We start from the raw sequence: 11,664 nt of genomic DNA, 5'->3' as shown, positions 1-11,664 counted from the left end.
CATCGCTGCTGCGGATCACCTCATCAGCCGGGCTTCACTGTCTGCTCAGTGTGTGTTCAGTCTCTGTTCAGTGTGTGACGGTTAAGTTCAGATTGGCCGCTTTCAAACCTTCGACGAGATGCGCGCGCAGCACGGGTTTGCGCAGGGTTGCCAGACCGGTCATGCAAGGGGTCTTCGTCTTCGCACAGGCGTTTCGCTGCGCTGTCCGCGAGAGCACCAAAACCGGCATGTCGGGGCAGCTTGCGCGGAAGTCCGTGAGGTCGTCTTGTCCGGTGCCAAGATCAGGCGCCGCGTCCATGTCGAAAACGAGCAGGTCCCAGTCACCCGGCCGGGCCTCGATGCTACCAAAGACCGCATCGCGGTCGGTGCAGTGATGAACCTCCAGACCAAGTTCGGCGAGGTTGTTGGCGATCGTGCGGCTTTGCGACAGATCAGGGGCAATCAGGGCGACCTTGGCAGCGTTCTCGGCTGCGCCATGGCTTGGGTATGTGCGCCAGATGTCCACCCTTGCAGGCGCCGCATCGGTGAAATCAGTGGCAGGGGGCGCAGGCACATCGGATGATCTGGCTGGCACAAGTCCCATGACCAGAAAGGCGCAGAACACGGCGATTTGCAGACCGAAGGCGGTCAGCATCGTCGCAAGCAGTGGCCAACCGGCGATGAGCAGCGCAATGAACGCGATCAGCGCAACAGGACCGCTCAGCAACACTCCGGCAAATACGATATTGGGCTGTGCGGGCGGGTCGATATGGTGGCGCCCGTCGCCCGCAGACATCATCGCCGCCGACCGTGTGTTTCTGGGATGCAGAGGGGCCGCGCGCTCCGGCGCGGATCCGCGCGGCGCTGTGCTGGGAGAATGGAATGGCGTCGGCATACTCAAATTTCCTATCTGGTTGGCAGTCAGACGGCTTGGAGAGGATTGCACGACACATAAGATGATGATGCGGTTGTGCGTCCGACTCCCGTGGACCCTTGCATTGGCCACGCAAGAAAGTTACGAGGACTGTATTCCCGATACTATTGGACCTCATGGGCTGGCCAAATGGCTAGTATTCCGCTCGCGCGGGGCCGGAGGTTTGCCCATTCTTTGGTGCAGTCTGCGCCGCACTTTGGGGCAGGCCATTGGCGAGAAGGAGCTGCTCGCCAGCCTCGGTGGCCCACGTCAGGCGCGCCCTTGGACAGGGACCGCAGTCGCGCGTCGCTCAAGTCAGGCACAACTCCAGCGCCCGTTCTGACCCCGCTGGCCCGCATTGCCATGCCGGTCTTGCGTGCTAGGACGTCTTCAGGGCGGAGCCGCGTTACGCCGTCTCGATCAAAGGACAGACAATGCCATCACCTTGCGCCGCCGCCTTCGCCGTTCCAGGCGATCTGACATCGCTCACGGGCGGCTATCATTATGACCGGCAACTTCTGGCGGCCCTGCGCGCGGCAGGTCGGGACGTGGCGCATGTCGCGCTGCCGGATGGCTTTCCCTTTCCGACACCCGCAGACATGGCGCGGGCAGAGGCGCAGTTGGCAGACAATCCGGCGTGCCGTGTGCTGATTGTCGACGGACTGGCCTTGGGCGCGCTCGGGACCGCGGCGCTGGACAGGCTGCGCACGCCACTTGTCGCGCTTGTCCATCACCCCTTGGCCCACGAAAGCGGCCTGCCCCCCGCCGAAGCGCGCCGTCTTCACAGGCTGGAGCAGGCCAATCTGGAGCGCGCCGCGCATATCCTCGTCCCCAGCCCGCATATCGCCGATCTGCTGGTCGCCGATTACGCCGTGGATGCCAGCCGGATCACGGTGATCCGTCCCGGCAAGCCGGAGGGTCCCGCCCTGCCGCCTGCGGCCACGCCCAGCATGGCCCCACCGTTGATCCTGTCGGTTGGCATTTTGCACCCGCGCAAGGGGCATGACGTCCTGATCGCGGCGCTGGCGCAGCTGGCCGATCTGGACTGGCGCGCCGTGATCGTCGGCAGCCCGTGGGAGCCGGGCCATGACGCCGCGCTCGCGCAGCAGATAGAGGCCGCCGATCTCGGCGCGCGGATCACGCTGGCGGGCCGGATCGAGCGGGACGCGCTGGACAGCCTCTACCGCGAGGCACATATCTTTGCCCTCGCCACGCGGTTCGAGGGGTATGGCATCGTCTTTGACGAGGCGCTGATATGTGGCCTGCCCATCGTGTCCACCACCGCGGGGGCTGTGCCCGGCACCGTGCCGGAGGCCGCAGGCAGCCTTGTGCCGCCAGAGGATGCAGGCGCCTTTGCAGACGCGCTGCGCGCCTTGCTGGAGGACGAGGGCAGACATGCCGAAATGGCCGCCGCCGCCGCCCGCGCGGGCGCAGCGCTGCCAAGCTGGGACGATGCCGCCGCCAAGGTGGGCCGCATCCTCGACCACGTTGCAGGGGTTTCGGCATGAGCGCGGCGGATCTGGAACTGGCCGTTGCCCTCGCCCATGAGGCGGGCGAGATCCTGCTGCGACACTGGCAGACCCGCGATGCGCTGAGCGTCACGCAAAAGCGCGCGGGCGACTTCATGTCCGAGGCCGATCTGAACGCCGAGCAGCACCTGCGCGCCCGCCTGCGCGCCGCCCGGCCCGATGATGCCTGGCTGGGCGAAGAGACCGGCACGGACGCTGGCGCAGAGGCGCTATCGGGCGGCCAGCGCCCCCGCCGCTGGATCGTCGATCCGCTGGACGGCACCACCAATTTCCTGCGCGGCATTCCCCATTGGGCGGTCTCCATCGCGCTGGAGGAGGCGGGGCAGCTCAGCGTCGGCGTGATCCATGATCCCGTCCGGCAAGAAACCTTCGCCGCCCGCACCGGCGGGGCGGCAACGCTCAACGGCAGGCTCATCGCACCTGCCCCGACGCAGACGCTGGAGCCTGCGCTTTTTGGCACCGGCATTCCCTTTGGGACGATGGCGCATATCGACGATCACGCCGCTGATATCGCGCGGCTCATGCCTCAGTGCGCTGGCGTGCGGCGGATGGGTGCGGCGGCGCTGGATCTGGCATTCGTCGCGGCCGGGCGGCTGGACGGTTTTTGGGAGCGGCGGCTGCAACCTTGGGACATCGCCGCCGGGCTGGTGATCCTGCGGCAGGCGGGCGCGCAGGTCGAGGGCTGGCACTCAGGCGAACGGCCCGAGGAGACGGGCACGGTCATCACCGCGCCGCCCGCGCTCTTTGACGCCTTCGCCCGGGTCATTCGCGGCTGAGGCGCGCAAAGATATCCCCGGAGTCGGCCTCCACCGGCAAGCTGTCCAGCCACGCCTTTGCCGCCTCGGCGCTGCGCCAGTCGTCCCACAGAAATCCCCCCGTCTCGCCACGAACCGGGTTGAACCGATAGTCCCCCAACTCGGCAAGACGGTCGATCACCGCGTGGGTCAGGCGGGGGAAGGCAGGCAGAAACTCAACCGATACGATCTCGATCGGCTGCGACAACCCCGACAGCACCTCGATCTCGAAGCCTTCGACGTCGATCTTGACGTAGCGCGGCGCGCCATGGCGGGCGATCAGCGCATCCAGGGTAACCATGCGCACCCGTTGCGTGCGGTCCCATTTCACATGGCCAAATCCATGCGCCGTCTCGGCGCCGTCCACGAACTCGGCCCGCATGGAGGAGACGGTGGGATGGCGCGACGATACGGCCATGTCGGCCTCGGCGTCGCTTCTGCCTGCCGCGGCTTCGATCAAAGTGATGTCGCGCGGCAGGGTGCGGCGCAGAAATCCGGCAAAGGGCTCTTGCGGCTCCAGCGCGATGACGCGCGCGCCCGCACGGCGCATGGCGCGGGCCCGTGTGCCCATGTGCGCGCCCACGTCAAAGGCCAGATCGCCCGGCGCCAGCAGATCCACGTAAAAGCGACGCCATGCCCGCATCGAGACTGGATTATGGTAGATTATCAGCGATCGGATAAATCCCAGCCAGATGCTCATGGGCCCGCCTCTATATTATGACTAGGTGCCTTTGAGATAGCGCATGACACCAATTGTCCAGCGCCGTGGAGCGCCAGAGGGACACCGATGGTGCACCGGCAAATTTTCGTCGGCAGACTTGCCTCTGGGCAGGGTGAGCTAAGTTACTTCGAGCACGTAGAACAAGTTGGACCCGTGACCTTGCGTTTATTTCAAACTGCCTCTGTCGGCACCGCCCCTGACGTTGACGCCTCCCCGGCAACCGCCCCGTCCCTGACGCCGCGCACGGTCGAACGGCTGATGCGTCTCAGGGGCGATCTCAAGCTGGGCCTGCCTGTCGCGCTGACGCAAGGGCCGGGCGCGGCGCTTGTGGCCTGGGCCGAGACGGTGTCGGCAGAGCGGTTGGCCGCCCTCAGCGCGATGGGCACGCCGCAGCTGGCCCTGACACGGCGCCGCGCCGAGGCGCTGGGTCTGGATGTGCCCGGTCTGGAAATTTCTGGCGGCGGCGACGTGCTCTGCGCTGACATTCCCGAAGGCGCGGATCTGGCGTGGCTGGCGACCCTTGCGGGCGATGATGGGCTGTGCAGCGCGCCAAGCGCTGCCAAGGCGGGACCCAAACCTGCCTTGAAGCCACACTTCAAGCCTGCCGGGCGGCTGCACATGGCCGCGCTGGCCCTCGCCAAATCGGCGCAGGTGCTGCCCGCAGCAGTCATCGTCCCCATGGACGATGCCGAAGCCGAGGCACGGCGTCTGGGCCTCAGCATGATGCGCGTTCCAGACATCATGGCCGAGCTGGAGCAGACAGCACCCCAAAGCCGCGTCAGTGCCGCCACTCTGCCCATGGCTGCCTCCAAGGCCGGGCGCGTGCATATCTTTCGCCCCGACGATGGCGGCGTCGAACATTATGCCATCGAGATAGGCACCCCCGATCTGCGCCAGCCCGTCACCGTCCGGCTGCATTCCGCCTGTTTCACCGGCGATGTCCTGGGCAGCCTCAAATGCGATTGCGGCCCGCAATTGCGCACCGCGATGAGCACAATGGCCGCAGGCGACGGCGGCATCATTCTCTATCTCAACCAAGAGGGGCGCGGCATCGGCCTTGCCAACAAGATGCGCGCCTATGCCTTGCAGGACACCGGCCTTGATACGGTCGAGGCCAATCACTGGCTGGGCTTTGACGACGACGAGCGCGATTTTCGGGCCGGGGGTAATCTGCTGCACTGGCTGGGTATCACCCGCGTGCGCCTGATGACCAACAATCCGGCCAAGATCGCCATTCTTGCCGCACAAGGCATCGACGTGGTCGAGCGTGTGCCTCTCAAGGTTGGCGGCAATGACGTCAATGCGCATTACCTTGCAACCAAGGCCCTGAAATCAGGGCATATCCTGACATGAGCGCGCGGGCCCTCTGGTGCATTGCACCCTCGCGCGCCGAGGTGCGCAGCGCTGTCGAAGGGGACGGCATCGCTGTCGACACCCTCTTTACCGGCATCAGCCGGGGGACCGAGCGCCTCGTCTTCGAGGGCCGCGTGCCCGGCAGCGAGACCCAGCGGATGCGCGCGCCCGCCCAAGAGGGCGATTTCCCCTTTCCGGTGAAATACGGCTACTGCGCGGTCGGTATCGCGCGCGAGGGCGCGCACGAAGGGCGCGAGGTCTTTGCCCTGCATCCGCACCAGACGCGCTTTCGCATGGACGCGGCCATGCTGACGCCCCTGCCGGACGGCCTGACGGCAAAGCGTGCTATACTGGGCGCCAACATGGAAACAGCGCTCAACATTCTTTGGGATGGCGGCGCGGCGCCCGGCGACCGGATCGCCGTGATCGGCGCTGGCGTCATCGGCGCGCTGACCGGGTATCTGGCGGCGCGCATCCCCGGCACCGACGTGACGCTCGTCGACAGCAATCCGGGCCGCGCGGGGCTGGCCCGCGCCTTGGGCTGCGGCTTTGCCGTGCCTGATGACGCGGAAGGGCGCGCGCCCCGCGAGTGCGATCTGGTCATCCACGCCACCGCCACAGCAGAGGGTCTAGCCCTTGCACTGGACTGCGCGGGGCAGGATGCGACCGTCGTCGAGGCCAGCTGGCACGGCACGGGCACGTCGCCCGTCCCGCTGGGCGGTGCGTTTCACTGCCGCCGCCTGCGCCTTGTCAGCAGCCAGGTGGGCCATATGCCGCCCGCCCGCGCCCCGCGTTGGAGCCTTGGGCGCCGCATGGCAAAGGCGCTCGAGCTCTTGCGCGATCCCGTGCTCGACGCGCTCATCTCGGGCGAGACGCAGTTCGACGATCTGCCCCAGACATATGGCGCGATCCTCGCCGATCCCGCCACCTTGTGCCACCGTATCCGATACGCCACCCAACCCTGAGGAAAGCCTATGTTCGCCGTCGAAGTCCGAGATCACATCATGATAGGCCACTCCCTGCCCTCGCCCGTCTTTGGCCCCGCGCAAGGGATGCATGGCGCCACCTTCACCGTCGATGCCGCCTTTTACACCGAGGATATCGACGATCACGGGCTGGTCGTGGATATCGGCCTCGCCACCGAAGCGCTGACCGAGGTGCTGGCGCCGCTGCGCTATCAGAACCTTGATGACGTGGCTGAATTCAAGGGCAAGTTCACGACGACCGAGTTCCTCTGCCGCCATATCTTTGACGGGATGGCCGGTTTTGCCCGCAGTGGCCGGCTCAACGACGGGGGCCGCGTCAAGAAGCTGCGGATCATGCTGCACGAGAGCCACGTGGCCCGCGCTTGGTATGAGGGGGCGATCTGACGTGGGATTTTCCGCTGACTGGCTGGCCTTGCGCGAACCTGCCGACCATGCGGCACGGGACGCGGGCCTCTTGCGGCAGGCCGCTGCGGCGGCGGGGCCTGCGCCGGTGATCCTCGATCTTGGCTGCGGCACCGGCTCGACCGTGCGCGCGCTGTCGCCACACCTGCCCGAGGGGGCACGCTGGCGGCTGGTGGACAATGATCCCGAGCTGCTGGAGCGCGCCGCCTCTGCGGCTGGCGCGCATGCGCAGACCTATCGTCTTGACCTTGCAGACCTTGAGGCCCTGCCGCTGGAGGGGGTGACGCTGGTCACCGCCTCTGCCCTGCTCGACCTCATGCCCGAGGCGTGGGTGCGCAAACTGGCGGCGCGGCTGGGCGTGCCGTTCTATGCGGCGCTATCCTATGATGGCCGGATGAGCTGGCGGCCCGCCGATCCCCGCGACGAGGCGATCACCCACGCCTTCAACCGTCATCAGCGCAGCGACAAGGGCATGGGCGCCGCGCTCGGCCCCGATGCCGCGCCGGTGGCGGCGACGATCTTTGCCGATGCGGGCTTTGATGTGCTGCGCGCGCCCAGCGACTGGCAGCTTGGCACAGGCAGTGCCCCCTTGCAGGCCGAACTGCTCGCCGGGATCGCGGCAGCCGCTGCAGAGGTAGGCGACGCCCAAGCCGAAGCATGGGGCGCAGCGCGCATAAAGGCCGCGCCCGACACACTTTGCCAGATCGGCCATGGCGACATGCTCGCCCTGCCCGGCAACGCCGCGAGGGAGGCCGCAGATGCAGGCGCTTGACGTCACACCAAAGGTCTGGGAGCGACTGCTGGCGGTGCGGCGCGGTCAGTCCTGCGCCTGCTGCGGCCAGTGGAGCGCGGCCGAGCGCACTGCGCTCGCCCTCTACGGTCCGCTCGCGCGGCGCGATCTGGGGCCGGTCACGGTGGCACAGATCGGCCAGTCGCTCGACGGGCGGATTGCAACGGTGACGGGGGACGCGCGCGACGTGTCGGGGCCCGGCGGTCTGGCGCATCTGCACCGGATGCGGGCGCTGGTCGACGGCGTGGTGATCGGGGTGCGCACCGCCTTGCACGACACCCCCCGCCTGACCGTACGCATGTGCGAAGGCGCCGATCCGGCGCGTATCGTGATCGACCCGCGCGGGCGCCTGCCAAACGACGCGCCGGTTCTGCGCGCGAATGGTGCGCGCCGGATCGTGGTGCAGGCAGTGGACATGGCGCGCCCCGAGGGGGTGGAGGTGATCCGGCTGGCCCCCGTGGAGGGTATGCTTGCCCCTGCGGATATCATCGACGCGCTGCATCGCGCGGGCCTTGGCACCCTTCTGATCGAGGGCGGCGGCATCACCATCGCGCGCTTTCTGGAGGCCGGGTTGCTGACGCAGCTTCATGTGGCGATCGCGCCGCTATTGATCGGCGGCGGGCCGCAGGGCCTGACCATGCCCTCCCCCAGCGCGCGGCTGGCCGATGCGATCCGGCCCGACACGCAGGTCTATTCGCTGGGCTCGGATGTGGTCTTCGACTGCGCGCTCAGCGCTGGGGCCGTCGCGGCGCGCCAGCCGCTGCACACCGCACCGGCGCGCGCGTTACGGTCTTAGACCGCGCGGCCCGCGCCCCAGCACGAAATAGAGCCCCGGCAGCGTGGCCACGATCATCACCAGCCCGAAGGCGACGCTGGCCGCAAGACCGCCACTTGCCACCCCGCCCGCCAGCGGGAAGAGAGCCGCCGCTGCCCCCTCGCGCAGTCCCCAGCCGCTGACCGTCAGCGGGATGAGCATGGCCATCAGGATCAGCGGCACAAAGGCGAGCACGGCAGCCAGCGGCAGGCCGTGGCCCACGGCCATGGCGCAAAATGCAAAAGCCGCGAGATTGCAAAGCGTCGTGGCAAGGCTCAGCCCGATCTGCCGCAGCAGCACCTCGCGAGCCAAGAGCGCGCGGTGCATGTCACGCCAGAATGTCGCCGCCGCCGCCCCGAGCCGCCCCGGCGCGCGCGCCAGTCCATAAAGGCAGACCGGCAGGGCCAGCCCCGCAAGAAGAAAAAGCGCAAGCGGCGGGATCAGCCATCGGGGCCACTCGACCCCGCCCGGCACCGCAAGGGTCAGAACGAAGGCCCCCGCAGTCACCAGATAGAGGCCCCCTTGCCCTGCCAGCCGCTCGAACACCACCGCCTGTCCCGAGGCCATCAGGCCGGCCTGCCCGCGTGCGCGCAGCGCGCGCCCCGCATCCCCGATCATCCCGCCCGGAAGCGACAGGTTCAGCGCCTGCCCGAGATAGTATTCGCGCAGCGCCTCCCCCCTGCTCAGCCCGATGCCCAGCTGCGCCGCCGTCATCCGCCAGCGCAGCGCTGAAAGCCCCGTTTGCAGCGTCAGCGCGCCAAGCGCCGCCGCGAGCCAGGCCGGCTCCGCAGAGGCAAGGCTGCGCGCGGCCTCTTGCCCATCAAGCGTGCGCCACAGTAGCGCCAGCAGCAGCGCCGCGAGGGCGAATTGCGCCGCGCGGATCACCCCCGGCGTCACCCAATTCGGCAGCCAGCGCCCCATCATTTGGCACGCTCAGAAAGTGGCGAGGGCAGCGCGGCGGGCTTCGAAAACGTCTCGATCAACACGTCTCGCATGCGGTCCATGGGCAGCGCGGACGCGTCCTTCTCCGGGATGAGCCCGTCCTGCCACCCCCATCCCGCGACCTGAGCAATCAGGTCTGGCGGCCCGATGATGTGGATCGGCACATCCGCGCGATCATCCAAGGCTATAAAATCGGCCGCCTGATGGTCGCCCAGAACGATCATCAACGGCGGATCCTCGGCATGCAGCGCCGCATAGCTGAATACGGTCGACAGCGCGTAATCGATGGCCTTGCGGTATTGCTCGCGCACGCGCTCTCGGTCGCGCCAGACGACATCGGGCGGATCACCCGTCGCCGCCATTTCGTTGAAGATGCGGCCATCGCCCACGCGCTCCCACTCCACCAGTTCGGGCACCGGCGTCCACGGCGCGTGGGACGACCCCAGCGCCAGCTGGGCAAAGATAGGCGCGTCGCCCGCAGGCGCGCGCACAAGGCGGTCTAGGGCGGCAAAGGTGAACTGATCGGGCATCGTCACCCAGTTGAACGCCGCGCCCTCATATCCCAGATCTTTGGCCGCGAGGACCGTATCAAAGCCCATGACATCGGATTCCGGCCAGTCGAGCGTGATCTGCGGCATCACCGTCGCCGTGCGAAAGCCCGAGCGCGCCGCGATGTGAAAAAGCGTCTCGCGCCCCGAGGCCAGCATCGCGCCATAGCGCGTCTGGTCGTTGACCCAAAGCCCATTGGCAAAGGTCGCATGCGACAGCCAGCTTTGCCCGCCGCGCGTTGGCGCGCTCAGCACGCCGGAGGCCATTGCATAACCCAGCTCGCGCAATTCCGCCTCGCTCCGGCGCAGCGTTTGGCGGTGCAGGTCCGCATAAAAGGGCGTGTCGAGGCTGGTCCTGCCATAGCTTTCGACGAAAACCACCAGCACATCGCGGTCGATCCGGTTCAACAGACCGGCGCGATCCGCATAAGGATCCTCGCGCGCGGCGATGCGAAAGGCACGCAGGTCGATGACGGTCTGGCGCGCCAGCAACGCACGCTCGTAGCCCACGCGCGCAGTAAACGCCGCGCCGGGAGGCGTGAAAGGCAGGCTCCAACGGCCAAGGGCGAGGCCGATTTCCGCCACGGCGAGCATGGCAAAGACAGCCGCGCCCAGCCCGGCGGTGCCCGCGGCCCAGCGCGGCCGCGGCACTGCGGCCCAGACGCCCGTCGCCCACCAGACGGCCCAGCCGATCAGCGCCGTGGCGGCAATGGCGCCCAGCGCGGCAAGAATGGCAGGCAGGACGCCGATGGCCCCTGTCAAAAGACGCAGCCCCGCGTCGATCAGAACCAGATCAGCCACCGGGTTGAAGCCCCGCGCGAATGCGGTGAACATGGCGAAATCGGCGGACTTCAACACCGCAATCACCGTCAGTGACACGCTCAGCACAACCCGCAGAGCAGTGGCAAACCGCCCGCGCGCAGCGATGAGCAGGAGCAAGATCACCGGAAGCTCCAGCGCAAACAGCCGGAGCGCCTGCCATGTAAAGGCGCCAGGATGATTGGGCTGGATCAACAGCACATGCAGGATCAAGGCTGCCACCAGCAGCCGCACCGCCGTGGGACGGATCGAAAAGGTCAAGCGCGCTGCCGCCAGAGCCAGAGGGTATCGCGCCCGAACGACCAGATGAGGGCCAGTGTCGCGATCGTGATCGCGGTGGCTGCAACGGCGCCCGGAACAATTGGCGGCTGCACGCCGATCAGTACACCGATCTGTATCACGCAGACCAGTTTGCGGCCAAGGCTGTCAGGCAGCGGACGCGCCAGCCACGGCAGGACCAGACCAAGCGCCACAAAGACATACCGCGGCGCGCCAAGCAGAAAAACCGCAGGCCCCGCCGTTCCTGCCGCAAAGGCATTCAGCGCCAGCAACAGACCCAGACCTGCATCGACCTCCATATCAAAGCGTGCGCCGAAGGCTGATGTCAGCCGCTGCTTGCGCGCCAGCCATCCATCGACCCCATCGAGGCTGAGCGCGACAGCCGCCAGCGCGAACACCTGCCACTGCATGGCGCCCCCAGTCAGCAAGGGCACAACCAGCGGCGCCGTCAAGACGAGGCGCAGCAGCGTCACAAGGTTGCCCATCCCCAGCGCATCATGCGGATAACTTCGCACGATGCCTGCACCCGCAAGCGCGGCGGCGCAGAGATAGACCAACACCGCAGCGATGCCCTGCGCCATGTCGGCGCTAAAGACTGCCATCGACACCAAGGCGACACCCGCCGCGCCGATGAAGGCGGCCAAGGTAAATCGCAACACAGGCGTGGCAGCGCCGCGCGGGACGGCAAGGCTGCGCACTGCGCGCGGCGCATCTGAATGTAAAACTGTCATGAACGTTAGATTTAGCGCAAAGCGGCCGCCGTCAAGCCTGTAAGCGGCCAGCTTGAATGACGCT

The 11,664-nt window shown here is 67.4% G+C and carries 12 protein-coding genes; 7 read left to right on the top strand and 5 right to left on the bottom strand.

Annotated elements, in window-relative coordinates; translation table 11 throughout:
- Window positions 1-67: 67 nt before the first annotated feature.
- Window positions 68-874 (bottom strand): hypothetical protein, encoded by an 807-nt coding sequence (locus V8352_RS00640; protein WP_336422314.1) that lies wholly within the window; start codon window positions 872-874, stop codon window positions 68-70.
- Between the two features lie 452 nt (window positions 875-1,326).
- On the opposite strand from V8352_RS00640, the gene V8352_RS00635 reads away from it, so the two are divergent.
- Window positions 1,327-2,400 (top strand): glycosyltransferase family 4 protein, encoded by a 1,074-nt coding sequence (locus V8352_RS00635; RefSeq protein WP_336422313.1) that lies wholly within the window; start codon window positions 1,327-1,329, stop codon window positions 2,398-2,400.
- Window positions 2,397-3,197 carry an inositol monophosphatase family protein gene (locus V8352_RS00630; protein WP_336422312.1) on the top strand — a complete coding sequence of 267 codons (801 nt, stop codon included), beginning with the start codon at window positions 2,397-2,399 and terminating at the stop codon, window positions 3,195-3,197. The genes V8352_RS00635 and V8352_RS00630 overlap by 4 nt, the downstream gene beginning before the upstream one ends.
- On the opposite strand, the gene V8352_RS00625 is transcribed toward V8352_RS00630, so the two are convergent.
- Window positions 3,184-3,915, bottom strand: a complete 732-nt coding sequence (locus V8352_RS00625) for an FkbM family methyltransferase (protein ID WP_336422311.1) — start codon at window positions 3,913-3,915, stop codon at window positions 3,184-3,186. The two genes, V8352_RS00630 and V8352_RS00625, sit on opposite strands and share 14 nt — an antisense overlap.
- Window positions 3,916-4,194: 279 nt before the next feature.
- Between V8352_RS00625 and ribA the strand changes: the two genes are divergently transcribed.
- From ribA to V8352_RS00600, 5 genes are read left to right on the top strand one after another with little or no spacing between them, the layout of a single operon-like run.
- Window positions 4,195-5,289 carry a GTP cyclohydrolase II gene (ribA, locus tag V8352_RS00620; protein ID WP_336422515.1) on the top strand — a complete coding sequence of 365 codons (1,095 nt, stop codon included), beginning with the start codon at window positions 4,195-4,197 and terminating at the stop codon, window positions 5,287-5,289.
- Complete coding sequence (locus V8352_RS00615) at window positions 5,286-6,254, top strand: zinc-dependent alcohol dehydrogenase (RefSeq protein ID WP_336422310.1); 969 nt, start codon at window positions 5,286-5,288, stop codon at window positions 6,252-6,254. Before ribA ends, V8352_RS00615 begins: the two co-directional genes overlap by 4 nt.
- A 9-nt stretch (window positions 6,255-6,263) precedes the next feature.
- The gene (locus V8352_RS00610) at window positions 6,264-6,659 is read left to right on the top strand and encodes a 6-pyruvoyl trahydropterin synthase family protein (protein ID WP_336422309.1); all 396 of its coding nucleotides are present in this window, start codon (window positions 6,264-6,266) and stop codon (window positions 6,657-6,659) included.
- On the top strand, window positions 6,643-7,449 hold the full coding sequence (locus V8352_RS00605) for a class I SAM-dependent methyltransferase (protein WP_336422308.1): 807 nt from the start codon (window positions 6,643-6,645) through the stop codon (window positions 7,447-7,449). The genes V8352_RS00610 and V8352_RS00605 overlap by 17 nt, the downstream gene beginning before the upstream one ends.
- Window positions 7,436-8,263 carry a RibD family protein gene (locus V8352_RS00600; RefSeq protein ID WP_336422307.1) on the top strand — a complete coding sequence of 276 codons (828 nt, stop codon included), beginning with the start codon at window positions 7,436-7,438 and terminating at the stop codon, window positions 8,261-8,263. The genes V8352_RS00605 and V8352_RS00600 overlap by 14 nt, the downstream gene beginning before the upstream one ends.
- On the opposite strand, the gene V8352_RS00595 is transcribed toward V8352_RS00600, so the two are convergent.
- From V8352_RS00595 to V8352_RS00585, 3 genes are read right to left on the bottom strand one after another with little or no spacing between them, the layout of a single operon-like run.
- A complete protein-coding gene (locus tag V8352_RS00595) occupies window positions 8,252-9,205 on the bottom strand; it encodes a lysylphosphatidylglycerol synthase transmembrane domain-containing protein (protein ID WP_336422306.1) in 954 nt (317 codons plus the stop codon). The two genes, V8352_RS00600 and V8352_RS00595, sit on opposite strands and share 12 nt — an antisense overlap.
- Complete coding sequence (locus tag V8352_RS00590; protein ID WP_336422305.1) at window positions 9,202-10,851, bottom strand: sulfatase-like hydrolase/transferase; 1,650 nt, start codon at window positions 10,849-10,851, stop codon at window positions 9,202-9,204. The genes V8352_RS00595 and V8352_RS00590 overlap by 4 nt, the downstream gene beginning before the upstream one ends.
- On the bottom strand, window positions 10,848-11,600 hold the full coding sequence (locus V8352_RS00585) for a CDP-alcohol phosphatidyltransferase family protein (RefSeq protein ID WP_336422304.1): 753 nt from the start codon (window positions 11,598-11,600) through the stop codon (window positions 10,848-10,850). The genes V8352_RS00590 and V8352_RS00585 overlap by 4 nt, the downstream gene beginning before the upstream one ends.
- Between the last annotated feature and the right edge of the window lie 64 nt (window positions 11,601-11,664).

It is taken from the genome of Roseovarius sp. D0-M9 (assembly GCF_037083805.1).
In the GTDB taxonomy this organism is placed as follows: Bacteria; Pseudomonadota; Alphaproteobacteria; order Rhodobacterales; family Rhodobacteraceae; genus Roseovarius.
This window is presented reverse-complemented; position numbering and strand designations above follow the sequence as displayed.